Below are 24,980 nucleotides of genomic sequence, written 5' to 3' on the forward strand. Positions count from 1 at the left end.
GGAGGTTTTACGCGGAGAGCATTCTGTTGAGGGGGATACAGAATGAGGGAAACGATGAGTTTTCGTGACTTTTATTGGCCGCGTTTACCGGATCAAGTGGAAATTAAGGCCTCTCGGCGAGTACATGCTTTGGAACAGCCGTATGACGGAGAAGTTTTGCAGGAAATGGGAGGAAAAGGCCGAGAAATTTTAGGCAAAGGGATTTTTTTAGGAGAAAATGCCAGAGTGATTTTTAATCATTTAGCCGAACTCTTACAGGATCCTAAAGGAATTTTATCAGCGCCGGGCTTGTCCGTTCCGATTGAAGCAATTTTTGAGGAACTCAAATTGGAGGGAACTCCGCGACCGGACCGGGTTGCTTATTCGTTTCATTTTCTTGAAATCCTGCAGAGCAAGTCGGCTGTAAAGCCGAGAGAAACGATCATTGGAAAAGAAGGCTCCCTCTGGGTGGAGGCAACTCGCAATCATACGACGGTTGATCTTCTTTTGGAAAAGAATCCGTGGATTTGTAGACCCGATCAGCTTCCGGTAGGAAAGAAGTTGATCCTTTTCTGATGATTTATGATTATATTTCCGGGAAGGGGCAGCACTTGCGGCTGCCTCAGCCCGTTTCGATACAGATAGACTGGGAGGAAGATTCCCCGGCAGCTTCTTTTAAGGGAACCTTTCCAATGGGGAATGAAAAACTTTTTGGCGGAAAGATTCAGGTGACAGACGACAGTGGGGTAACGGTTTTTATAGGAATGCTGGATGAAATACGCACATTTCTCGGAAATAGCGCCAAGCTTTTTTTGCAGGCAAGAAGTCCCGTTGGGGTTTTGCTTGATAGTGAAGCAATGCCGGCAGCCTATCCTAATCCCAGTTTGCAAATTTTATTTTCCGCCTGTGCAGAGCCTTATGGATTTTATCTTTCTGAAGAAGAAAATGAATTTATGAAGACTTCTTATTCGGTGGAAAAGGGCAAAAGTGAATGGCAGGCACTTAACGAATTCTGCAAGAAATTTCTTGGCAAAACACTTTCTGCAGATGGATGGACTCTTTCCATGAAAAAATCCAAATATCCAACTCTTATTTTAGGAGATAATGGGCGGAAAATCCTGGAGGAAATACGGAGACAAGCTATTTATCAGCGCGTTTCTGCAGTTTACGGCAAGGAGCAAAACAACTGGAAATTAATGGGGGAAGATGCCGAGACAAAATCAATGGGAATTTTGCGCAGGCGATTTTCTGCCGATCCACAGGCCGCTTTACAGAAAGCACTCAAAAAAGAGGAAACGGTGCAGGTGCTTTGTGCCGGAGCGGTTGCTGCGCATCCACTGCAGCCCGTTTGGCTTCATGGAGAATCTGATTGGGTCGTTTCTGCAGTTCGCTACTGCTTAAACGAACAAGGAGAATCAACGAGACTTACCCTGCGAAAGGAGAAGCTAAAATGTGGTTAACAGAAAAAATGCGCGATCTTGCGAAAGCATCGCCCGCAGGAAAAGTGGCAGATGTAATAGGAGACGAAAGTCTTCAGACCGATTCCGAATATCGAAATGTTGCACAAGTTGGACCATGGGGAATCCTTTGGAAGGCACCGGTGAGTGCGCAGACAATTTTGGTCGATACCAATTTAGGAAAGACTTCGATTGGGGCAGTTCAGACCGAAAGAGATCTGGAACCGGGAGAACTGCTCCTCTTTTCACAGGGGGGAGCGGAAATTTATTTGAAAAATAACGGCGAAATTGTCCTTAACGGACAGGTATTCGCCGCAAAAAAGGAGTGACTGTGTGGAGGCAGCTTTAAAAGATGGAGATATTCTGCAAAATGCGGCCGGTCAGTTTCAGATGCTGGAGGGAATAAACGCACTGTTTCAGCGGGCGGCATTCCGATTAAATGTGAAAAAAGGTGCTTTTTGGTATGCGCCGGAGTTTGGAAGCCGCTTGTTTGAGCTGGATCGTTCAGCTCCGGAAAGCGAAAATATTGCGCTTTCTATGGCGGCTGAAGCGCTGCTCCCCATGCCGGAGGCGAAAGTGATTTCGGCAGAAATTTATGAGGACAGAATCTCTTTTATGGTGGAAATTTTTAACGAACGCAGAGAAATCGAGGTGAAATATTCTTGGTGATTACTTATGAAGACTTAGTGGAAGAAATGAAAAATCTTTATTTTGAAAAATCAGGGACTTTTCCGGATGATGCTTCTGATTTGGGAATCCGATTCCGCGTGCTGGCTGGGGAGTTATACAACCTTTTTGCAGAACTTGATTGGATGAAGAAACAAATGAACTTTACAACTGCAGAAGGGGAAGAACTCGACAAACATGCACTGGGGCGCGGCTTAACCAGAATAGAAGGAACGGCAGCTTTCGGAATTTTGCAGTTTAAAAGGGCAAAAGCGCTTTGGTTTGATGTCGCAATTCCGAAAGGAACGATTTGTCAGACGCTGGATGGCACTACATTTGAAACGATAGAACCAGGAATTCTTGGAGTTAACCAACTTTCGGTTTCAATCAAAGCAAAAGCTCAAAAAGAGGGGATTTCAGGAAACGCAAAAGCGGGAACAATTACCCGTTTTGTTACGGCTGTGTCAGGAATTGAAACGGTTACGAATTTGTATGATTTTTTCGGCGGGACAGATACCGAATCCGATGGGATGCTGCGGCAGAGAATTGAGGATAGTTTTAGCCAGATCAGTACCGGCAGTAATGCGGCGTTTTATCAAAACAAAGCAATGAGCCATGAAGGAGTCAGAGACGTTTATGTAGTGCCTAGGGAAAACGGAGTGGGAACCGTTGGATTATATCTTGCTGCAACAGGCGGAGTCCCATCGGATGCACTTCTTTCGGAGGTGGAACAGGATCTTCAAAAATCGCGTGAACTCAATGTGACGGTTCTGACTCATCCAATTTCTGTTGTTTCTCTCGATGTAGAAGCACAGCTCGTATTTGCAGAAGGAGTCGATAAGCAGGCGGCGATCGCTCAATGTAAGTCCACAATTCTTGGCTTATTTGATTCTTTAAAGATTGGACAGTCGCTTACTTATAGCGCTGTTTATGCTGCCATTTATGGGACCGGAGCAGTCACGGATATGACAGTCTATTTTTATGGGACGTCAGTTCCGACTCAAAATAAGCTTCTGATTGCCGGAACGATTACGGTAAAGGAGAAGAGCTAAAAATGGGCGCATTAGAACGAATGAAAGAACAAATGAAAGTAATCCCTCTTTATCGTTTAGATGGTACCACTACCGTTGATCATGAACTAGAAGCATACGCTGCCGTACTGGATCGATGTGAGCAAACCCTTCTGGAGCTTTATCGGGAAAATTTTGCAGCGACCGCAGAGAGCTGGGGGCTGGAACTCTTTTCAAAAGAACTTAAAACAGCAGATGGAACACTTATGGAACAGCAAAGTGCTGCGAAAGTCCTCTTTTCGCTTGATGATGACCATTTTACAAAGTGTGATATGGAAAAAATTACACAGGCAGCAGGGCTTTCCTGCAATGTAGAGGAGTATCCGAAAGAAGATACGGTTCGGTTTGTCCTTTTGGGAGAGCCGCAGAATCTTGCTCGTTCCGTCCGAATTTTAAGGCGATTTTTTCCAGTCCATCTGATTGGTTTGGTCGATCATCGAAAAGAAACTTGGGAAACTTTAGATAATCGAAATCTTACATGGTCTGATTTGGAAAGCAAAGGGCTTTCATGGAACCAAATGGATGGGACAGATGATGTGATTGAAATTTAAAGGGGGAAAATAATTTGTCAAATCAAAATAAAACTTCTCTTGGACTGCATGACTGGAAAGCAGACGATAAACCTGTTCGTTTGGATTTTGTACAAGATAATCAGCTTCTTGACAGCCTTTTGACAGCACATTTTAATGATAACAGCCGTCATAGAAATGCAGATGATCCAGTGCCGATGACAATAAATTCTTATGTAGGAGACGGTAAGGCACAGCAGGTAATCTCTTTGCCGTTTGCGGCAAGGCTGGTCCTTGTCTATTGTCAGAATCTATCTGCGGTTGGGGTGCGTACCGGCGGAGAATTGGGAGCCTATTGTGCGTTTGCAGTTCCATCGGAAAGAGCAATGGCAGGATTGTTCCTCGATGGGACCAGTCTTATCGTAATGCAGGATTCTGATACAAGCACTACGAAGGTTCACAATTCTTTTAATGAAACAAATACAGAATATGAATACATAGCTTTTCGATGATTTGCAATACTAAAATAATTGCAGTAGAATAGGAAATACAAAATTGCGCAGTCGGAGGGTTCTTATGCTGGAAAATGAAGAAAAAAAGGTAAAAGTAATTCTGGTGGAAGTTGATACCGGGGAATATGATGTGGAATCTTCTCTTGCGGAACTGTATGAATTAGTATACAGCGTAGGCGCGGAACCTTTCGGCACGATCACGCAGAAGCGCCCTGCACCGGATCCGGCAAGCTGTGTTGGTTCCGGAATGCTACAGCAGATTGCTGATTTTTGTGCGGCTCATGAAATTGGTCTGGTCGTATTTGACCGGGATCTTTCCCCAACTCAAATTCGTAATGCGGAAGAAGTGACAAAGGTTCGGGTAATTGACCGAACGATGCTGATCCTCGATATTTTCGCAAGCCGTGCAAGATCCAGCGAAGGAAAACTACAGGTGGAACTGGCACAGCTTCGGTATCTTTTGCCGCGCCTTTCCGGCAGAGGAAAAGAGCTTTCTCGGTTGGGCGGCGGAATCGGAACTCGTGGACCCGGCGAAACGAAGCTGGAAACAGACAGACGCCATATTCGTGCACGGATTGAAAATCTCAAGGCACAGCTGCAAGATGTAGAAAAACACCGAGCACAGATTGATCGCCGTCGTAAAAAAGAGGGCGTAATCACAGTTGCGCTGGTGGGCTATACAAATGCCGGAAAGAGTACTTTGATGAATGCTCTGACTAATGCCGGCGTACTTGCGGAAGACATGCTTTTTGCAACACTAGACCCGACCGCCCGTGCCTTAAAGCTTCCCAATGGAGTTACGGTCATGCTGATCGATACGGTTGGTTTTATCCGGAGACTGCCCCATCATCTGGTGCAGGCATTTCATTCTACACTGGAACAAGCAGTTCAGGCAGATATTATTTTAAATGTTTGTGATGCTTCCAGCCCGGAAGCACAGACCCATTTGAAAGTGACCCAAGAAATTTTAACGCAGCTTGGCTGCCGAAATCGTCCAGTGATATCGGTTCTCAATCAATGTGATAAGGTACCGGAGCTTTCCGAGATCCCAATGATTGGAAATGCGGTGCGAATCAGTGCCAAGACCGGTGCAGGGCTGGATTCCCTTTTGAAAGCGATTGAACAGAATCTGCCGGTAAATGTCAGAAAAGTTTCTTTGCTTTTGCCTTTTGAAAAGGCTGGTTTGGCGGCAAAAATTCGAAAAGAAGCAACTTTGCTTTCAGAAAGTTATGTGGAAAATGGCCTTTGTATTTCTGCTATGGTAGGAGAGGAACTTTATAATCTTTTAAAAGAATATGAGGTCAAAGATCCTCAGGAAAAACCATAATCATAAAAAGCAACTCTAAATTCTACTTGACATGGCAAATGCCCCAATCGTAGTTTTATTTCTACGATTGGGGCATTTCTTTGATTGTTTAGTCTTTTTAAAGCCTGTTTAAAATTGAAATGTAAAAATTTTTAGTCGTTAGAAAAAACGCGTACAATCTCGCCTACAAACATATTGTGGTAATCTTTGTTTGGGTACCAGCGCTCATCAAGCGTCTGATCAAGCAAATATTTTGGCTCCAGAGGCTGACGATAAAGTTTTTTACAAATAAAGGTGAGCGAAGCTTCTTTAAAAATCGGTGCCTCTTTAAATTCTGCCAGATGCAGACCTGCTTCCGTAATCTTCTGATTTTCTCCGCCGGAGTGACTTCCGCAGTAATTGAGTGCGTCACGGTAGCCATCTTTTAAAAAGGTGATAGAAAAATAATCATTCTGATCAATGAACTTTAATGTGTGACGCTGCGGCCGAATAAAGGAAAACACCACATTCTTTCCCCAAAGTACACCAACACCGCCCCAGGAGGCTGTTAAAGTGCTGCAGGATTCCGGAGTGCCGGCAGAAACCAGCATCCAGTCCTTTGCAATTTTGTTAAAAGGCGAAAATTCAAATTTGTCCAAAGAAATTTCTTTCATAGCAGATAACCTCCAATCATCTGTAAACATACATTTTATTTGATTTATTATACCATATTGTATAAACTTTGAAAACTCGTTATTCCGATAAAATTACGTTTTTAGAGAGATTGCACAGCCTTTGTCAGGTTATTTTTATACAAAACTGTGGAAACTGTGGAATATGAATATTTATGCAATAAATCCTTGATTTTATGAATAATAAGTGTATAATAAGAGCCACAAAGAAAAACAACGGAGGCATTATCATGGATAAGAAAAATATTAAAAAAGTGGTTCTAGCTTATTCAGGAGGCTTAGATACCTCTATTATTATTCCCTGGCTGAAAGAAAATTATAACAACTGCGAGGTCGTTGCAGTTGCAGCAGATGTTGGACAGGGAATGGGCGAACTGAATGGTCTGGAGGAAAAAGCAAAGAAGACAGGTGCTTCTAAACTTTATATTGCCGACCTTAAAAAGCAGTTTGTCGAGGATTATATTTGGCCGACACTGAAGGCAGATGCCGTATATGAAAATAAATATCTTTTGGGAACCAGTTTTGCTCGTCCGCTGATTGCAAAGCGTTTGGTGGAAATCGCAGAGGCCGAGGGCGCCGACGCGATCTGCCACGGCTGTACCGGCAAGGGCAACGATCAGGTTCGTTTTGAGCTTTCCATCAAAGCCTTTGCTCCTAATATGCCGATCATTGCTCCATGGCGTGAGTGGAGCTTAAAATCCCGTGATGAAGAAATTACTTATGCAGAAGCTCATAATATTCCGCTGAAAATTACACGGGAAACCAATTATTCCAAAGATAAAAATCTATGGCATCTTTCTCATGAAGGGCTTGACCTGGAAGACCCTGCAAATGAGCCGCAGTATAATAAACCCGGATTCTTGGAACTGGGGATTTCACCGGAAATGGCGCCGGACAAAGCCACTTATGTGACGATTCATTTTGAAAAAGGCGTTCCTACGATGCTGGATGGTCAAAAGCTCTGTGCGGTCGATTTGCTCAGCAAGCTCAATGAATTGGGCGGTAAAAACGGAATCGGCATCGCCGATATCGTAGAGAATCGGCTGGTTGGCATGAAGAGTCGCGGCGTTTATGAAACTCCCGGCGGAACGATTCTTTATCATGCGCATAACAAATTGGAAGAAATCTGCCTCGATAAAGATACTTATCATTATAAGCAGGGCATCGGCGATAAAATGGCGGAATTGGTCTATGACGGCAAATGGTTTACTCCTTTGCGGGAAGCAATCAGCGCATTTGTAGACAGCACGCAGGAGCATGTAACGGGCGATGTGAAGCTGAAGCTCTATAAGGGAAATGTGATTGACGCCGGTGTTAAGAGCCCCTATAGCCTTTATGATGAAGAGATCGCAACCTTCAGTGAAGATGAGGTATATGATCAGGCAGAAGCCAAAGGATTTATTGATCTGTTTGGATTGCCGATTAAGGTGCAGGCACTTAAAAATTTAAATCATCAGGTGATTTCCTCTAAAAAATGAGGAATCCCGGAAGAGGATCGGAACGTAAAGTTCCGTCCGGTCTTTAAGACTTGGAAGGGCGGACGAAGGTTCGCCCTTCTGCTTATTTTAAAGGAAAACAAACAACCGGAGGAGTTCTATGAAGCTTTGGGAAAATAAATTTCATAAGGGCCTGGACGAAAGGACAAATGATTTTAATTCCTCTATTTCGTTCGATAGCCGTATGGTACAGGAAGATATCGAGGGCAGTATCGCTCATGCAACGATGCTTGGAAAAATCGGGATTCTTAAAAAAGAAGAAGCCGAAGCAATCTGTGCAGAACTAAAGAAGATTGCAGAAGAAGTAAAGAGCGGCACGCTTTCGATCGACCCCACTTGCGAAGACATCCATACTTTTGTGGAGGGGGAATTGACGAACCGCTTGGGGGATGCCGGAAAACGGCTCCATACCGCGAGAAGCCGAAACGATCAGGTTGCGCTGGATATTCGGCTTTATCTGAGAAATCAGTGTGATTCTTTGAAAGAAGAACTCAAGGAGCTGGTCAAGACCCTTGGAGAGCTTGCACTCAAATATAAAGCGATTGTTATGCCGGGCTATACGCATCTTCAGAGGGCACAGCCGATCGTTTTTGGGCATCATCTTCTTGCCTATGCCGAAATGTTTTTGAGGGATATTGATAGGATTAAGGATACCAGACGACGCATGAATGTTTGTCCATTAGGTTCCGGGGCTCTCGCAGGAACAACGTATCCGCTGGACAGAAATTTGACGGCTTCGCTGTTGAAATTTGATGCACCGACACATAATAGTCTAGACGGCGTTTCCGATCGGGATTTTTGTTTGGAACTGCTTTCGAATATTTCAATCTGTATGGTTCATCTTTCCCGTTTCTCAGAAGAGATCATCCTCTGGTGCAGTTGGGAATTTAAGTTTATTGAGCTGGATGACGCATTTTCCACCGGCAGCAGCATTATGCCGCAGAAGAAAAATCCGGATATTGCTGAATTGATTCGCGGGAAAGCCGGAAGAGTGATCGGAGATCTGACGGGGCTTTTGGCTACTATGAAAGGTCTTCCGCTCGCTTATAATAAGGATATGCAGGAAGATAAAGAGCCGGTTTTTGATGCCTGTGATACCCTGCATATGTGTCTTACTACTTTTATTCCGATGATTAAGACCATGCGCGTTTTGCCGCAGAATATGCGCAAAGCTGCCGCCGGTGGATTTATCAATGCCACTGACGCTGCCGATTATCTGGTAGAAAAGGGAATGCCTTTCCGAGATGCTTACCGGGTTGTCGGAGAATTGGTCGGCGAGTGTGTGGAAAAGGGAACAACACTGGAAGCACTGCCTTTAAAAAATTATCAGGCACATTCTGAACTTTTCGATGAAGGAATCTATGATGCCATCAGCCTCGAAAAATGTGTAAACGGCAGAACCGTTTTAGGCGGACCTGCTCCGCAAAATGTCGAAAAAGAAGCAAAACGTATCTTAGCAATGGTATAAATAAAAAAACAGCTCTTTTTTCTAGAGCGCGTATAAAAAAGGGGGAACCAATCGATGAAATCTATCAAAGTCGGCGTCGTCGGCGCCACCGGATATGCAGGCGCAGAATTGTGCCGTCTTCTTGCAAATCACCCGCAGGCATCTCTTACAGCTATCAGCAGTGTAAGCTTTGAGGGAAAAGCACTGAGCGAAGTATACCCTTCCTATTATGGCTTGTGTGATCTGGTCTGCGGCAACCAGGAACAGGTTGTGGAAAAAAGTGATGTGATTTTTGCTGCTTTGCCACATGGACTTTCACAGGTACTGGGAAAAGAGTGCTGGGATCAGAATAAAGTTTTTATTGATCTCGGCGCAGATTTTCGATTGGAAAAAGCGGAGGATTACGAGCTTTGGTATAAGAATACGTTTCAGTATCCAGAGCTCCACAAAGAGGCTGTTTATGGTCTGCCGGAGCTTTTCCGCGAGGAAATTAAGGGAAAGCGCCTGATTGCAAACCCCGGTTGTTATACTACGGCTGTGCCTCTGGCACTTGTTCCGGCATTAAAGGCAGGATTGATTGAGCAGGACGGAATCATTGCCGACTGCAAATCCGGCGTGACCGGAGCGGGGCGGAACAGTACCCAAGATACGCATTACCCGGAACTCAACGAGGGCATGCATGCCTATAAGGTCGCTGCGCACCGCCATACGCCCGAAATTGAGCAGAGTCTTTCTAAAATTACCGGAAACTCAATGAAGGTGCTTTTTGTGCCGCACCTTCTGCCCGTCAACCGCGGAATCCTTGCAACTTGCTACGCAAAGCTAAAAAATGGCACAACGCTTTCACAACTTCAAGAGGTTTATGAGAAAGCCTATCAGAATGAATATTTTATTCGCCTTTTGCCGAAGGGAAAAGAAGCGGATATTCATAATGTAAGGTATTCTAATTTTTGCGATATTTCACTTCATATTGATCCGCGTACCAATACATTTATCGCGGTCAGCGCGCTTGATAATATGGTAAAAGGCGCGGCGGGTCAGGCAATTCAAAATATGAATCTGGCATTCGGATTAGACGAAACAGAAGGTCTTACCGCATGGCCGCCGGCATTTTAAGGAGGACGGATCTATGAAGTTTATAGACGGAGGAATTACAGCGCCAAAAGGTTTTATGGCAGGTGGAATGCACTGCGGGATTCGTCCTAATAAAAAGAAGCCGGATCTGATGATGCTCAAAAGTGAAGTTTCCTGTAATGCTGCCGGCGTTTATACCAGTAACCTGGTAAAAGGCGCATCGATCGAGGTTTGTAAAAAGCATCTGACGGATGGAGTTGCTCAGGCTGTGATTGCTAATTCCGGCAACGCCAACACCTGCAATTCAGATGGAGTGGAAAAGGCCGAAAAAATGGCAGAAGCTGCTGCACACGCATTAAAAATCAAAGCACAGGATATTTTGGTTGCGAGTACCGGAGTTATCGGGCAGCCACTGCCGATTGAGCCGATTTTAAAGGAAGCACCTGTTCTGGCAAAAAAGCTCAGCAAAGAAGGCGGCGATGATGCCGCGAAAGCACTGATGACGACCGATACGGTTCCCAAAAATCTTGCGGTAGAGTTTATGCTCGGGGGGCATGTGGTGCGCTTAGGCGGCGCTGCAAAGGGCAGCGGAATGATTCACCCAAATATGTGTACCATGCTTTGCTTTTTGACGACGGATGCCGCAATTTCGACCGAGGCGCTGGAAAGTGCTTTGCAGGAGTCAGTAAAGAACAGCTTTAATATGATCAGCGTGGATGGAGATACCAGTACGAATGATACCTGCTGCATTATGGCGAACGGCCTTGCGAAAAATGAGCCAATCACAACGGACGGAGAAGATTATCAAACCTTTTTAAAGGCAATGAAAATGCTCTGTACCGCGCTTTGTAAGATGATGGCAAAAGACGGAGAAGGCGCAACAAAGCTTCTTGCTTGCCGGGTAACGGGAGCTTCTTCCGATGAAAATGCTAGAATCGTTGCAAAGACGATTATCTGTTCTTCCCTGGTAAAAGCTGCGATGTTCGGAGCAGATGCCAACTGGGGACGGGTGCTTTGTGCGATTGGATATTCCGGAGTGCCGGTAGATATCCATGCCGTCGATGTTGCGTTCCGTTCTAAAATGGGTGCAATTAAAGTTTGCAAAGATGGTGCCGGAATCGATTTTGATGAAGAAACCGCTAAAAAAATTCTTTTGGAAGATGAAATCGGAATCGATGTAACGCTCCATGACGGCGATTTTGAGGCAACTGCCTATGGATGTGACCTCACTTACGATTATGTGAAAATTAATGGTGATTATCGGACCTGATGAAAAGGAGGAACCCCCCTTGAATATTTTAGATGCAGAGCGGGCACAGGTTTTGGTGGAGGCATTGCCTTATATCCAAAAGCTGGCGGGAAAAACAATCGTTGTCAAGTACGGCGGAAATGCAATGATCGATGATCATCTGAAAGACGCTGTGATGAGTGATTTGGTTCTGATGCAGCTTGTCGGAATCCATGTGGTTTTGGTTCATGGCGGCGGCCCGGAAATCAATGCGATGCTCAAAAAGATCGGAAAGAAAAGCGAATTTATTAAAGGAATGCGCGTAACCGACCAGGAGACAATCGACATTGTTCAAATGGTCTTGGCAGGAAAAGTCAATAAAGACTTGGTACAGCTTTTGCAGCGACATGAGGGCAAGGCAATCGGACTTTGCGGTCTGGATGGCGACTTGATGCGTGCGGAAAAGAAAGTCTCTGAAGATGATCTTGGGTTTGTCGGAGAAATTACAGAAGTCAAAAATGAAGTGATCAATGATGCAATCGAAAAAGGATATATTCCGATCATTTCCACGGTAGCCGGCAGCCGAGAGGGCCAAGTATATAATATCAATGCAGATATTGCCGCGGCACATATCGCTGCAAGTCTTCATGCTGAAAAGCTGATCCTGATGACGGATATCCGCGGGCTTTTACGAGATAAAGACAATGAGGAAACCTTGATCCCGATTGTCAATCTTTCTTCTGTACCAAAACTGCAGAAAGATGGGGTTATCTCCGGCGGGATGATCCCCAAAATTGATTGTTGTGTAGAGGCGGTTCGGCAGGGTGTTAAACGTGCGCATATTATCGACGGGCGGGTTGCGCATTCCATTTTGGTGGAACTCTTTACCGATGCCGGTATTGGCACGATGTTCTGTTAATATAGAGGAGGCACTTTATGGAATTTGAAAAGATCAAAGCGCAGGCAGATCAGTATATAATGCACACTTACCACCGCTTTTCCGCAGCGCTGGTAAAAGGAAAAAATGCGACCGCATGGGATGCAGATGGGAAAAAGTATATTGATTTTACTGCCGGAATTGGTGTAAACAGTCTGGGATATGCCGATCCAAAATGGGTCGCGGCGGTTTCAAAACAGGCGGGAGAAATTCAGCATACCTGTAATCTGTTTTATAACCCGCAGGTTACGTCACTAGCAGAAAATCTTTGTAAAACAGCAGGATTTTCGAAAGTGTTTTTTGGAAACAGCGGTGCAGAAGCAAACGAGTGTGCCGTTAAGGTTGCAAGAAAATATAGTTCCGATCGGTATGACTTTGACCGCTGCGAAGTGATGACTCTTCAGAATTCTTTTCATGGCAGGACTCTGGCAACTCTAGCTGCTACCGGTCAGGAACATTTTCATGAACTGTTTAAGCCGCTGCCGACAGGATTTATTACTGCGGAACCAAACCTCCAGAGCGTCATGGAGAAGCTCAGCGATAAGACCTGTGCGATTTTTTATGAACCGATTCAGGGAGAGGGCGGCATTTTGCCCTTGACTGCGGAGTTTGTAAAGGCGCTGCGGAAACTTTGTGATGAAAAAGATATCATTTTGGTGGCGGATGAAGTGCAGACCGGTGTGGGGCGTTCCGGAACTTTTTATGCGACGGAGCAGTTTGGAGTAAAGCCGGATGTACTGACCAGTGCCAAGGGATTAGGCGGTGGCCTGCCGATCGGGGCATGTCTGGTCGGCGAAAAATGCGCAGAGGTTCTCGGTGTTGGCGATCACGGTACTACCTTCGGCGGGAATCCGGTGGTTTGTGCAGGCGCAAATGTGGTTTTGGAGAGACTCAATACACCGGGATTTTTACAAGAGGTTTCTAAAAAAGGTGCCTTTTTGCAGAAATCACTTAGTGAAATGAAAAACATTGAAAACGTGCGTGGCATGGGATTAATGATCGGTGCGAAGCCGACCGGAAAAACCGCTGCTCAAATTGCAGATCAGTGTGTGGAGAACGGATTGTTGGTGCTGACGGCAAAAGATGTTCTGCGCTTTTTGCCGCCGCTTACTATTACCATTGAGGAATTAAAAACGGGCCTTTCTATTTTGGAAAAGGTACTGGCTTAAAATTTTTGAGGAGGCTTATCGATGAAACATCTTTTAAAAATGCTGGATCTTTCTTCTCAGGAGATCACAGAGATTCTGGATCTTGCCGATCAGCTCAAGTATGAGAAAAAGCATGACATTGCGCATCCGCGTCTGGCAGGAAAAACATTGGGAATGATCTTTGAAAAGGCCAGTACCCGTACGCGTGTTTCCTTTGAGGTTGGTATGTATCAGCTGGGCGGACTGCCGATCTTTCTTTCTTCAAAAGATATGCAGATCGGCCGCGGGGAACCGGTGCAGGATACCGCAAGGGTCCTTTCCCGTTATCTGGACGGAATTATGATCCGTACCTTTAAACAGAGCGAAGTAGAAGCGCTGGCTAATTTCGGTACGATTCCGATCATCAATGGTCTGACGGACCTTTCCCATCCGTGTCAGGTGCTTGCGGATCTGATGACGATCCGTGAAAAACATGGCAGTCTGGACGGCCTTAAAATGTGCTTTATCGGCGACGGAAATAACATGATGAATTCCCTGATCGTCGGCGGCCTTAAGATGAAAATGGAAGTATCGGTTGCTTGTCCTCAGGGGTACCGTCCGGCAGCAGAAGTGCTGGATTTTGCGCAGGCTTATCCGGCGTTCAGCATGACGACCGATCCGAAAGAAGCGGCTGTCGGAGCAGATGTTGTGATCACAGACGTTTGGGCTTCGATGGGACAGGAAGAGGAAGCTGCAAAACGCCGCAAAGCGTTTGAAGGATTCCAGATAAACGCAGAAGTGATGGCAAAGGCCAAAAAGGATGCAATGGTACTGCATTGCCTTCCGGCACATCGCGGAGAAGAAATTACCGCGGATGTATTTGAAAAACATTCCACAGAAATTTTTGAAGAAGCTGAAAACCGTCTACATGCTCAAAAAGCAGTCATGGTAAAACTGCTCGGCTGAGATCTCTTTGCTTCGATGTAAATAAAAAGTGCCTCAGAAATCGTTTTTCGGTTTCTGAGGCACTTTTTTATAATTATAAGGCTTTTATCATCTTTTTCCATGCCTTTTGCAGGTCATGAAATTGCTGATTATGATTCGGTACGTTCTTGACGTATTTTTCCATTTCATAGAATAGATTCAAGTACCGTCGGTCATTAAAATAAGAACAGATAGATGGCAGACATTCCTGAAGATTTTGGAGGGACTGATCCATTATTTCTGTAAAGGAATCCGGTTGAGTCAGATAGGTATAAAGAGGTTTATAACGAGCCCAGCCGAGGCAGGCTTTATAAAAACGATTGTTAACAGCCGCAGAATCATAAAGGGAAATCTGTTTTAATTTTAGAGGAAGAACACCGCGCAGAAGAGATTCATAGAAGGAAAACCCATCATGAAATGTATAGACGGGAATCCACTTTACGTTATATTCATCCAGACAAGTACTGAGAATACTGTCTTCGCCCCGCGCTTCCGGTGGATTATAAAATGGCAAAACTTTTGTCCGTTTTGTCAGATTGATTCCGAGATTTCCTCCGCTTATAAATTTTGCACCATTTGTTTCCAAAGCAAATTTTGCCTGATGTTCTCTCAAAATGGTTTTGTCTGCATATGTAACTCCGCCGGATGCAATCAAACTCTCGACCTCGTCCCATTTTAGTACATCACTGCTCAGAGCGTCTGTAAAGCGGTGAAAGATTTCTTTTGAGAGAATCCCATCGAAATCAATAGAAGGAACAGGCGTTAGATAGCCGCAGTGATATCCATTTGTGATATCGGAAAATTGCAGGTAACGGATATGCTCTTCCAAAACATTTTGACCGCTCCAAAGAGAAATTCCGTTTGATTCTGTCACCGCCATGGGATATTCATCGTCATCAAGAAAGATAATTCCATCAACGTTTTCACGCAGAGCTTCATATAAAATAATATTTCGCTGCATCGCATAACCGGTTCCAAATACACCGGCTGCTTCTTCTTTTGTTAGAATGGATTCTTTTACAAGCTGCTGCTTTTCTTTTTCAATGTCGTCCGGCCCGATAAAGCGGCATAAATAAAAGGATTCTCTCTCTTCTGTACTGAGATCATCATAATCTTCTTTTTTGGTATTATTATAGCTGGGATCATATGCGACAAATAGAGATAAAAGAAACTGGTGATCGGATGGAGAATGGGATTCTTTTAAATGATAGATATAAGAATGCAGTACATTTTTAAAGCCAATTCGTCCGGTTGCAAATCCGATTGCAATGTGCTTCTTTCCATCTATCATAAAATTCGCTCCTATTCTGTGTGGTTTAATATATTTTAATTATACCATTATTTAACCTGGAATGCAAAAAATTGGACAAACTTATTTTATGATGATAATTGTTGCTATAAAAAAAACAAAAAGACCGGCTCAGAAAAACGAGTCGGTCTTTTTGCTTATAAGGAGATAAATCTTTTATGCAAGTGATTTTACGAAATCGGCCATCCGATTGGTTGCTTCCAAAATGTTTTCATTAGAAGTCGCGTAAGAAAGGCGGACAAAATTTCCGCATTCTTTTCCAAGGCCGATGCCGGGGACAGTACCAACGAGCTTTTCTTCCAGCAGCCGTTCGGAAAATTCCTGTCCGGATAGTCCGGTATCGGAGACATCAATAAAAACATAAAAGGCGCCGGAGGGGTGAACATAATGAATCTGTTGAATTTTATCGAGCTGTTCCATGATTAGTTTTCTGCGTTCCCTAAACTTTTTTTGCATTTCTTTTACGGCTGCTTCTGTTTCAGGAAGATCCACAGAATTTGCAAGACCAATCTGCAAAAAGGTGGGACAGCAGGTGGTAGAATACTGATGAAATTTTAAAATATAATCCATATGCCGTTTGTCAACTGCTAAATATCCGAGTCGCCAGCCGGTCATGGCATAGGTTTTTGAAAAACCGCACATGATAAGCGCCCGTTCCCGCATCCCGGGAAAAGAAGCCATCGAGCAGAAAGGTTCATCATAAGTGAGGCGGTCATAAATTTCGTCCGAAAAGACGAGAAGATCATATTTACAGGCAAGTTTTGCGAGGCCTTCCAAAATTTCACGGTGATAGGCAACGCCGGTTGGATTGCAGGGGTTATTAAGAATAATCATTCTGGTACGGTCGGTGATATGGGCCTCGGTCTCAGCAAGATCAATCTGAAAGCCATTTTCCTCTTTTAAAGGAAGCGAAACGACAGTGCCGCCCGCTAGATGAACCAGATTCTCATAGCTTACAAAAGCGGGGGAAAAGATGATGACTTCATCTCCCGGACTGATTGTCGAGAGCAAAGCGTTGTTAATTGCTTCTGCGCCGCCGCATGTCACAAGAATTTCGGTTGCAGGGTCGTAATGAACTCCCATATCCCGTTCCAGAATTTTCGAAATCTTTTCGCGCAGTTCCGGCATGCCGCGGTTGGAACCATAATGTGTAAAGTTAGCTTCCAAAGCGGCAATCGTTGCTTTTTTAATTGGTTCCGGTGTATTGAAATCCGGTTCCCCTGCTACCAGAGGAATCACTGTTTTACCGGCGTCTTTCATGGCACGGACCTTATCGAGCATGACGCGAATTAAAGAGGAAGAAGTGGAATCCATACGTTCGGCACCCGCAAAAATATCTCTTTTTTTCATAAGAAGTCCTCCTTTAGCTGGCTTTGTCAATCGGGTTTGGATTGTTTACAGGAAAAGTAGGAACTTGCCCTTTAAGTGTTTCCACAATTCCCAAAGCAGCCTGATAGCTCATTCGTTCCAAAGAACGTCCGGTAAAGGCTGCGGTATGCGGAGAGACAATTACATTATCTAGATGGAGAATGGGATTGTTCATATTTGGAATCCCACCATCAAAAACATCAATGGCAGCACCGGCAATCTTTTTTTCTTTCAATATTTTAGTCAATGCTTTTTCATCGGTCACTTCTCCGCGGGCCGTGTTGATCAAATAAGCGGTTGGTTTCATCAAAGCAAGCTTTTCCGCGCTGAGAAGATTTCTGGTAGAAGAGGTGAGCGGTACATGAAGGGAAAGAAAATCAGCGGAACGGATCACTTCGTCCAGATCATTTGTGAGAATTCCATACTCTGTTTTCATTGGCTTGGTTAAACGGCGTTTGTGGCCGATAACGTTCATGCCAAGTCCGTAAAATGCTTTTTTGGCAACCATGGTACCGATGGTTCCAACACCGATGATTCCAAGTGTTTTGCCCTCTAGGTCCATTCCGCAGATGGAACGAATTCCCCAGTTTCCTGCTTTGAGTCCTTCGTTATATTCAAAGGTACGTTTAGCCAGAAGCAAAATCAGACCAATTGTATATTCTGCTACAGAATTTTGATTTGCCTTGGCAGCGTTTGTAACCTGAATCCCGAGTTCGGTAGCGCTTTTCACGTCAATTCCATTGACACCGACTCCGTGCATGGAAACTGCTTTTAGTTTTGGGCAGTGTTCCATGATCTTGCGGCTGATTGTTGCGTTACGAGTCAGAATTGCATCGCAATCCGACGCCTCTTTTAAAACGGTTTCTTCATCGATCCCCGTTCCCATTCGGATTTCATATCCCTGTTCTCGGAGAAGCTCTTTTCCGGCTTCGTTGATATCTTCTGTAATTAGCACCTTATAACTCATGTATGCCATCTCCTTAAAAGCACAGTGTGTACTAGCATGAAACTTCGAATGTGTAATCCTGCATTTGAGAACATTTTAACAAGTCCTCGATTTTTCTGCAAGCGACGATTCGTCCAGAAAATATGAAAGTTATGGACGATAAGTCCATCTGAAAAGTAAAAGCTTATATGAACAATTTTTTTTAAATAATTCATTATAAAATTTTTATTTATAAAAAATCATTGACAGAAGTATTTTGGCATTATTATAATAAGGGAAACGACGATGTTTTTCTTTGTGTTCAAAGAGAAGCGTCGCCGTTTTTTTTAACAAGCTTTAAGGAGGTGTATGAGTTTTGTCCCTGCACATAAGAGAAATCGTCGATCGTCAGATCCTAAATGGAATTAAATTGGTAGCAGGAGCCTCTGGAGCAGAAAATTCGGTTTTGTGGGTAAATGTAATGGAGATTTTGGATACCCCTGATTCTCTGCAAAAAGATGAATTGCTGGTGACAACGGGATATCAGCTTGCAAATGAAAAGCGATACAGCGATTTAATCCAAAAGCTGGAACGCCGAGGAATTAGCGGAATCTTAATTCAGCTTGGCTATTATGTAGATGATGTGCCGGATTATATTATTCGGGAAGCAAATCGGCTGCGGCTGCCAATCTTAACGATTCCGCCTCATTTGACCTTTTCGGCGATCATGCATATCCTGATTGACGAAATTCAGCGCCAGACTGCAGCGCAGGAAGATGAAAGTACAAAAAAGCTGTTGCCCCTTTTAAAGAAGCAGATGGAACAGAATCAACCGCCAAAAGAATTGCCTGGCTATATTTTTGTGGCGATCCCTGCTCCGGATCGTCAAGTCCCGCCAAAAGAGCTGCAGGAGGGAATTAACCGCATCTCTTCTTACCTGTATTCGCAGGCTGCATGGTATATCCGGTCGCAGCTTCCGGATGGAAAAACGGTTTTCTATCTAAATTTAGCGGAAAAAAATACGATTCAGGATGTTATTTTTGAGCTGACAATTCTCCTTACTTTTTTATCAGAAGAACAAAAAATCAGCTATTATGTAGGGGAATATGACTTGGAAAATTCCGATGATTTAGAAAAGAGTTTCTTTGCTGCCGCAAAATGCTGTAAGGCTTTGGAACAGATTGGTGCAAAACGAGGAGTCTTTCGCAGTAAAAACATGTCGTTCTTTTCTATTTTCAGCAGTTTCCATCAAAACGGGGAAGAAATTTTGCGCAGTCAGCGGCCAGAGCTACAAAAGTTGCTGGATTATGATCGGACCCATAGCACACATTACGTCCATACACTTCGGGTATATCTTGCGCATGAGGGCAGTCAAGCTAAAGCTGCAAGCAGACTTTTTATTCACCGGCATACGATGGCGAAGCGCCTTGAAAAGATCTGTGACTTGGGGGATTGGGATCTGGAAGATTATTATACGCGCACCTATCTTTCGCTTTGCTTAATGCTGCATGATTATTACGGAGTTTAAAATGCAGGAATCAATATTATAAAATTCAAATATCTAATTTATGAAAAAAGAATTATAAAAGAGAATTTATACAGATATAGGGAACAAAAGGGAAAACGTGGTGGACAAAAAGTCCATTCAAATCAAAAATTATGGACGAAAAGTTTATGAGGTACAAAAAAGATTTCAATTTTAAAAAATATAGGTACTTCTTAACAAAATGAAAAAGAAGCAAGAAAATCGATTGACAAAGCAGATTCTATGCCGTATCATGTTACCAAACAAAGGCGTTGACCTCCTGGTTTACAGAAGGTCAGCGCCTTTTGTTTATTTTTTAAAAGAGGAGGGCTGCTTTGAAGTTTGTTTCTGTAAAATGAAAGCACAAAAATTTAACTTTTAAAGAGAGTGAATATTTAAACTATTTTAGAAGGCTGAAAAGAAAATGTTAAATTTAGAAATTGCATTTTATAGCAATAAATGATTCATAATGGCGTTTTTTCAATCCGAAAAGTCATAAAAATGTGTATCCTGCTTTTTTCGGAAAGAACAAAACACCCAAAGGCCCAAATCATTTTTAATTCGAAAATAGTGTCCATTGGTTTTTGTTTTTTGGCTTCAAAGTTAAAGGAGGGTACATTATGAAAAAAATTCGCATTCTTGCACTTGCTCTTGCAGCAACGATGGTGACGGCGAGCGTTACCGGCTGCGGGAGTGGCAGCAGCTCAGGCTCCGCTTCCACGGCGGCAGCGTCTGGAGGAACCATTAAGATCGGGTTAGTTGCTCCTCTTTCAGGAGACAGCGGCGTTATGGGCGAGAGTCAGCAGCACGGCTACGAACTTGCGATCAATGAGATCAATGCAGCCGGCGGCGTCAATGGAAAGAAACTGGAATTGACTACTTATGATGATCAGGGCGATCCGCAGAAAGCAGCTTCTGGTGCTCAGAAGTTTGCGGATGATGAATCCATTTTGGCCATTGGCGGTTCCTGTAACTCTTCCGCTACTTTGGCAATGGCTCCAATTATAGACGCTGCGGGACTTCCGGATTTGGTTATCAGCTCCAGTTCGCCTGCTTTAACAGGCTGCAGCGACTATTTCTTCCGGATGGCTGTGCAGGATAATGCTGTTGGCCCACAGATGGCACAGGCTTTATTGGATCGGGGCAAAAAAAATATTGTAGTGTTCTATCCAAATAACGATTACGGCACGGGCTTAAATACAAATTTGAAAAACTATATGGAACAAAAAGGCGGAAAGGTACTCAACAGTTTGACTTATCTTGCTACCGATCAGGATTTTACCGCTCAGATTACGACGGCAAAAAGCTTGAATCCAGATGCAATTGCTCTTTGTGGAACTCCGGCAGACTCCGGTCTGATTATCAAGCAGCTGAAACAGAATGGAGTAAATGTTCCGATCATCGGTGGCACCGGCCTTTATAATTCTAAAACAGTTGAAATTGCAGGAGATTCCTGTGAAGGCATTTATGTGATTGGCGTTTATGTTGCAAATAATCCGGATCAGAAAGTACAGGATCTTGTCAAGAAATTCCAAGAAAAATATGGTTCTGTGCCAGATGGATTTGCAGCGCTTGCCTATGATCAGATGTATGTCATTGCAGAGGCAGCAAAAAAAGCAGGCGATAAGCTGTCCCGTGATACTTTAAAAGATGCACTCAAAGAGACAAATTATAATGGCGTTACAGGGACGGTTAAATTTGACAGCAATAATGACTGGGTTCGCGATTATCTGACTTTGACCGTTAAAGGCGGAAATTTTGTTATGGCAGATAAATAAACCACAGCGGTTGGAAGCTGGAAGAAGGACAGCGGCTGGAGAAAATTTTCCAGCCGTTGTTGTTCTTTATCAAAGCTTTGGGGGTGTAAGAATATGGATTTTGTACAGCAAGTAATTAACGGCTTGGCACAAGGCGGTATTTATTCGCTGATTGCCATTGGCTGGACAACAGTTTTTGGAATTGTGGGTGTTATGAACTGGACCCACGGTGAAGTTTATATGTTAGGTGCTTTTGCAGGGTATTTTCTCTGCATCATGGGGATACCGTTTGTTCCGGCATTGCTCTTATCCATGCTGATTGGTTCGGGGATTGCAATGGCGATTGATGAATTTGGATATAAACCGCTTCGTAAAAAAGGGAAAATGGCAGTCGCAGGATTTATTACTGCACTGGGCCTTTCCACATTCCTCCGCTATGGCGCCAATGCGGTATTTACGCCGAATCCGCGTGCATATCCGGATGTAATTGATTATCAGCTCATTCCGATTTTAACAGTGGACGGTAAAACATTGACGATCAGCTCGATTCATTTGACCATTCTTGCGGGAACGATGCTGATCATGGTTTTGCTGGAACTCTTTATTCGCCGTACCATCACCGGAAAAGCGATGCTGGCAGCTTCTCAGGATATGCAGACGTTGGGATTGATGGGCGCAAACAGCGAAGTCCTCATTAAAGTCACTTTTGCAATCAGTGGGGCCTTGGGTGCAGCTGCCGGTGTCTTTGTCGGTACGATTTATGCGATTAACCCAATGATGGGCGAACTCGCAGGACTCAAAGGCTGGGCTGTTGCAATCCTTGGAGGAATTGGTTCCATTACCGGTTCTCTGATTGGAGGACTGATCCTCGGAGTGGCAGAAAATTTAACGGCCGGATTTATTTCTACCGGCTATAAAGATGCAATCGGCTTCATTATTATGATTGCAGTTCTTTTGATTAAGCCAACCGGTTTGCTGGGCTTTAAGTTTGATGAAAAAGTTTGAGAGGAGGGCTATACATGAAAAACGATTCGTCAGCAAGTGAAGTGCTGACAGCAGGGATCGAAAGTGTTCCTGCTGATGTGCTTACCAATACAAAAAAGAAGTTTGCCCTCCCCAAGGGAAACTCGAAATGGTTTTTTGGAACGAGTGGAAAGACCACTTTTATTGGAGCGACAATCTTCTTATTGGTGATCTGTTTTTTGGATAGTTTTACGCCGGTTAAAGTGATTCCGGCTTATGTTAAGCATATTTTAGTGAGCTGTTTGATTTATGCAATTCTGGCGCTTGGCCTCAACTTTGTTTCCGGGTATATCGGGCAGACTTCTTTGGGTCACGCAGCTTTCTTTGGAATCGGTGCCTATGGAACAGCAGTATTGATGAAATATTCCGGAATGAATTTTTGGCTTACCATTCCAGTTGCCGCCTGTATCGCCGCTTTGGCGGCTCTTCCATTAGCAGCTTCTGCATTGCGTGTAAAAGGTTCTTTTCTGGTCGTCATTACATATGGCTTCGGTGAAGTGCTGAGATATGTTGCAATTAATACGGATTCGCTGGGGGGATCTTCAGGTATCCCGGGAATTAAAGTCCCAACTATTTTTGGGATTAAAATGAGCAAGATTGGTCCTACCGGAAAAGAAGGATATTTGATTCTTTGTTTCCTCATTGTCGCTTTGCTTGCTTTCTTCATGAACCGAATTGAAAAATCCCGCACCGGATATGCGTTTGCGGCAATTCGAGAAGATGAGATTGCAGCGGTCGCCATGGGGATTCACACCAAATATTATAAGATACTGGCGTTTGTCATATCGGCCTTTATCTGCAGCATTGCAGGAAGTATTCAGGTAGCTTATTCTTCGTTTGTCAGTCCGGAGCTTTTAACTTCCACACAGTCCATCCTGATTCTTACCATGGTAATCGTCGGTGGACGCAGAAGTATTAAAGGCGCAATTCTCGGAGCGGGGCTGATGACGATTCTGCCGGAAGTCCTTCATTCTCTCAAGGATGCAATTGGGCTTTCGTTCGATCCGTGGTATATCCTCTACGGCTTGATCCTTGTAATTGTAATGCGTGTACGTCCTCAGGGATTCTGGGGAAATAGCAGTGATGCCTGAAAAGGAGGGAGTGAATTCTGATGCCAGTATTACTTGAAACAAAAGCGGTCACCAAATCTTTTGGGGGCCTGCTCGCAAACAGTGAAATCGATTTTCATATTGATCAGGGCGAAATCGTCTCCATTATTGGACCAAATGGTTCCGGAAAGACCACTTTTTACAATCTTCTGACGGGAATTGCTCCGGCAACTTCCGGACAGGTGTTTTTTGAAGGGGAAAATATTACCCATAAAAAGCCGGATCAGATTACAAAGATGGGAATCTCCAGAACCTTTCAGAATATTCGCCTTTTTGGAGATCTGACGGTAGAGGAAAATATTGTAATTGCACGCCACTGCCGCCGAAAGACAGAGATAATGGGCGCTTTTCTAAATACACCGACCTATAAAAACGAACTCAAAACCAATGATGAATTTATCAAAGAATGCCTTAGCTATGTCGGTATTTATGATAAAAAGGATTGGAAGGCAAAAAATCTGCCTTATGGAATGCAGCGCCGCCTGGAAATTGCCAGAGCGTTAGCAACCGAACCGAAATTAATCCTTTTGGATGAACCGGCTGCCGGAATGAATCCTCACGAGACAGATGAGCTGATGGAAATTATCCGGAGACTGAAAAATGATCAGTATTCTATTATTTTGATCGAGCATGCGATGCGCCTTGTGATGCGAATTGCCGAAAGAGTGGTTGTATTTGATCACGGGCAGAAAATCGCAGATGGACTTCCCAAAGAAGTCAGCTCAGATCCGGTCGTCATCGAAGCTTATCTCGGAAAGGACGATGATGATAATGAAATTGCTTGAGGTCGAGAATTTACATGTTTATTACGGGAATATCCATGCGCTGAAAGGCTTGAGCCTGGAAGTAGAGGAGGGCGAAATCGTTTCTTTAATTGGTGCTAACGGCGCCGGAAAGACGACTTTGCTGACCTCGATTATGAGTCAGGTCAAAAAATCAGAGGGAAGTATTTCCTTTATGGGAAAAAGCTGCGAAGGAATGCTGCCGCCGCAGATTGTGCGAGAAGGTATGACTATGGTGCCGGAAGGCCGCCGTGTGTTTCCGCGCAGCAGCGTATTGGATAACCTGCTTTTGGGTGCCTATTTTCGAAAAGACCGCACTCAAATTAAAAGTGATGTTGAAAGCGTTTTTAATATTTTCCCCAGACTGGAAGAACGGAAAGCGCAGCTTGCCGGAACCCTTTCCGGCGGCGAGCAGCAGATGCTTTCAATGGGGCGCGCACTGATGAGTCGCCCAAAGCTTTTGCTGCTTGATGAGCCTTCTATGGGACTTTCGCCTTTAATTGTAAAACAGATATTTAAGACGATTCGTGATATCAATCAGACGTCAGGAACAACGGTAATGCTGGTAGAGCAGAATGCAAACCAGGCGTTAAAAGTTGCTAGCCGCGGATATGTCATTGAGACAGGCGAGGTCGTTTTGGCGGATACCGCAGCCAATTTGCTTTCTAATCAGCAAGTCAAAGAGGCATATCTTGGAAGTTGAAAAGGAGACATGTTTT

Annotated in this window: 25 protein-coding genes; 21 read left to right on the plus strand and 4 right to left on the minus strand. The window is 44.1% G+C overall.

Features of this window, described 5'->3' with window-relative positions; translation table 11 throughout:
• Positions 1-42 precede the first annotated feature (42 nt).
• The 8 genes from ACVS9P_RS01125 (at position 43) to hflX (ending at position 5,520) form a co-directional block, all read left to right on the plus strand.
• Positions 43-555 carry a hypothetical protein gene (locus ACVS9P_RS01125; protein WP_452103819.1) on the plus strand — a complete coding sequence of 171 codons (513 nt, stop codon included), beginning with the start codon at positions 43-45 and terminating at the stop codon, positions 553-555.
• A complete protein-coding gene (locus ACVS9P_RS01130) occupies positions 555-1,439 on the plus strand; it encodes a hypothetical protein (protein WP_452103820.1) in 885 nt (294 codons plus the stop codon). The genes ACVS9P_RS01125 and ACVS9P_RS01130 overlap by 1 nt, the downstream gene beginning before the upstream one ends.
• Positions 1,430-1,765 (plus strand): hypothetical protein, encoded by a 336-nt coding sequence (locus ACVS9P_RS01135; protein ID WP_452103821.1) that lies wholly within the window; start codon positions 1,430-1,432, stop codon positions 1,763-1,765. The genes ACVS9P_RS01130 and ACVS9P_RS01135 overlap by 10 nt, the downstream gene beginning before the upstream one ends.
• Before the next feature lie 4 nt (positions 1,766-1,769).
• The gene (locus ACVS9P_RS01140) at positions 1,770-2,105 is read left to right on the plus strand and encodes a hypothetical protein (protein WP_452103822.1); all 336 of its coding nucleotides are present in this window, start codon (positions 1,770-1,772) and stop codon (positions 2,103-2,105) included.
• Positions 2,102-3,154: a baseplate J/gp47 family protein gene (locus ACVS9P_RS01145; protein ID WP_452104652.1), complete on the plus strand. Its 1,053-nt coding sequence runs from the start codon at positions 2,102-2,104 to the stop codon at positions 3,152-3,154. Before ACVS9P_RS01140 ends, ACVS9P_RS01145 begins: the two co-directional genes overlap by 4 nt.
• Before the next feature lie 2 nt (positions 3,155-3,156).
• The gene (locus ACVS9P_RS01150; protein WP_452103823.1) at positions 3,157-3,723 is read left to right on the plus strand and encodes a hypothetical protein; all 567 of its coding nucleotides are present in this window, start codon (positions 3,157-3,159) and stop codon (positions 3,721-3,723) included.
• 14 nt (positions 3,724-3,737) lie between these two features.
• Complete coding sequence (locus ACVS9P_RS01155) at positions 3,738-4,193, plus strand: hypothetical protein (RefSeq protein WP_452103824.1); 456 nt, start codon at positions 3,738-3,740, stop codon at positions 4,191-4,193.
• A gap of 64 nt (positions 4,194-4,257) precedes the next feature.
• A complete protein-coding gene (hflX, locus tag ACVS9P_RS01160) occupies positions 4,258-5,520 on the plus strand; it encodes a GTPase HflX (protein WP_452103825.1) in 1,263 nt (420 codons plus the stop codon).
• 131 nt (positions 5,521-5,651) lie between these two features.
• Here the strand turns inward: hflX and ACVS9P_RS01165 are convergent, their stop codons facing one another.
• Positions 5,652-6,152, minus strand: a complete 501-nt coding sequence (locus tag ACVS9P_RS01165; protein WP_452103826.1) for a flavin reductase family protein — start codon at positions 6,150-6,152, stop codon at positions 5,652-5,654.
• A gap of 248 nt (positions 6,153-6,400) precedes the next feature.
• On the opposite strand from ACVS9P_RS01165, the gene ACVS9P_RS01170 reads away from it, so the two are divergent.
• From ACVS9P_RS01170 to argF, 7 genes are all read left to right on the plus strand, one after another.
• Entirely contained in the window at positions 6,401-7,648 is a 1,248-nt protein-coding gene (locus tag ACVS9P_RS01170) for an argininosuccinate synthase (protein ID WP_452103827.1), read from the plus strand.
• Positions 7,649-7,766: 118 nt separating this feature from the next.
• Entirely contained in the window at positions 7,767-9,134 is a 1,368-nt protein-coding gene (gene argH, locus ACVS9P_RS01175) for an argininosuccinate lyase (RefSeq protein WP_452103828.1), read from the plus strand.
• 54 nt (positions 9,135-9,188) lie between these two features.
• The gene (argC, locus tag ACVS9P_RS01180) at positions 9,189-10,229 is read left to right on the plus strand and encodes an N-acetyl-gamma-glutamyl-phosphate reductase (protein WP_452103829.1); all 1,041 of its coding nucleotides are present in this window, start codon (positions 9,189-9,191) and stop codon (positions 10,227-10,229) included.
• Positions 10,230-10,242: 13 nt separating this feature from the next.
• A complete protein-coding gene (gene argJ, locus ACVS9P_RS01185; protein WP_452103830.1) occupies positions 10,243-11,457 on the plus strand; it encodes a bifunctional glutamate N-acetyltransferase/amino-acid acetyltransferase ArgJ in 1,215 nt (404 codons plus the stop codon).
• A 19-nt stretch (positions 11,458-11,476) separates the two neighbouring features.
• Entirely contained in the window at positions 11,477-12,334 is an 858-nt protein-coding gene (argB, locus tag ACVS9P_RS01190) for an acetylglutamate kinase (RefSeq protein WP_452103831.1), read from the plus strand.
• Between the two features lie 17 nt (positions 12,335-12,351).
• Positions 12,352-13,521 (plus strand): acetylornithine/succinylornithine family transaminase, encoded by a 1,170-nt coding sequence (locus ACVS9P_RS01195; protein WP_452103832.1) that lies wholly within the window; start codon positions 12,352-12,354, stop codon positions 13,519-13,521.
• A 21-nt stretch (positions 13,522-13,542) separates the two neighbouring features.
• Positions 13,543-14,445, plus strand: coding sequence for an ornithine carbamoyltransferase (gene argF / locus ACVS9P_RS01200; RefSeq protein ID WP_452103833.1), 903 nt, complete (start codon positions 13,543-13,545; stop codon positions 14,443-14,445).
• 73 nt (positions 14,446-14,518) lie between these two features.
• Here argF and ACVS9P_RS01205 read toward each other — a convergent pair whose 3' ends face one another.
• The 3 genes from ACVS9P_RS01205 to ACVS9P_RS01215 form a co-directional block, all read right to left on the minus strand.
• Entirely contained in the window at positions 14,519-15,754 is a 1,236-nt protein-coding gene (locus tag ACVS9P_RS01205) for a hypothetical protein (RefSeq protein WP_452103834.1), read from the minus strand.
• A gap of 174 nt (positions 15,755-15,928) precedes the next feature.
• The gene (locus ACVS9P_RS01210; RefSeq protein ID WP_452103835.1) at positions 15,929-17,122 is read right to left on the minus strand and encodes a pyridoxal phosphate-dependent aminotransferase; all 1,194 of its coding nucleotides are present in this window, start codon (positions 17,120-17,122) and stop codon (positions 15,929-15,931) included.
• Positions 17,123-17,135: 13 nt separating this feature from the next.
• Complete coding sequence (locus ACVS9P_RS01215) at positions 17,136-18,107, minus strand: hydroxyacid dehydrogenase (RefSeq protein WP_452103836.1); 972 nt, start codon at positions 18,105-18,107, stop codon at positions 17,136-17,138.
• Between the two features lie 334 nt (positions 18,108-18,441).
• Between ACVS9P_RS01215 and ACVS9P_RS01220 the strand changes: the two genes are divergently transcribed.
• The 6 genes from ACVS9P_RS01220 to ACVS9P_RS01245 all read left to right on the plus strand — a co-directional run bounded on the left by ACVS9P_RS01220 (position 18,442) and on the right by ACVS9P_RS01245 (position 24,964).
• Entirely contained in the window at positions 18,442-19,593 is a 1,152-nt protein-coding gene (locus ACVS9P_RS01220) for a PucR family transcriptional regulator (RefSeq protein ID WP_452103837.1), read from the plus strand.
• Between the two features lie 617 nt (positions 19,594-20,210).
• Entirely contained in the window at positions 20,211-21,368 is a 1,158-nt protein-coding gene (locus ACVS9P_RS01225) for an ABC transporter substrate-binding protein (protein WP_452103838.1), read from the plus strand.
• A gap of 93 nt (positions 21,369-21,461) precedes the next feature.
• Positions 21,462-22,352, plus strand: coding sequence for a branched-chain amino acid ABC transporter permease (locus ACVS9P_RS01230; protein WP_452103839.1), 891 nt, complete (start codon positions 21,462-21,464; stop codon positions 22,350-22,352).
• Positions 22,353-22,366: 14 nt separating this feature from the next.
• On the plus strand, positions 22,367-23,461 hold the full coding sequence (locus ACVS9P_RS01235; protein WP_452103840.1) for a branched-chain amino acid ABC transporter permease: 1,095 nt from the start codon (positions 22,367-22,369) through the stop codon (positions 23,459-23,461).
• Between the two features lie 20 nt (positions 23,462-23,481).
• Positions 23,482-24,264 (plus strand): ABC transporter ATP-binding protein, encoded by a 783-nt coding sequence (locus tag ACVS9P_RS01240; protein ID WP_452103841.1) that lies wholly within the window; start codon positions 23,482-23,484, stop codon positions 24,262-24,264.
• Entirely contained in the window at positions 24,257-24,964 is a 708-nt protein-coding gene (locus ACVS9P_RS01245) for an ABC transporter ATP-binding protein (protein WP_452104653.1), read from the plus strand. Before ACVS9P_RS01240 ends, ACVS9P_RS01245 begins: the two co-directional genes overlap by 8 nt.
• The last annotated feature ends 16 nt before the right edge of the window (positions 24,965-24,980 follow it).

Source organism: Caproicibacterium sp. NSD3, from assembly GCF_053613275.1.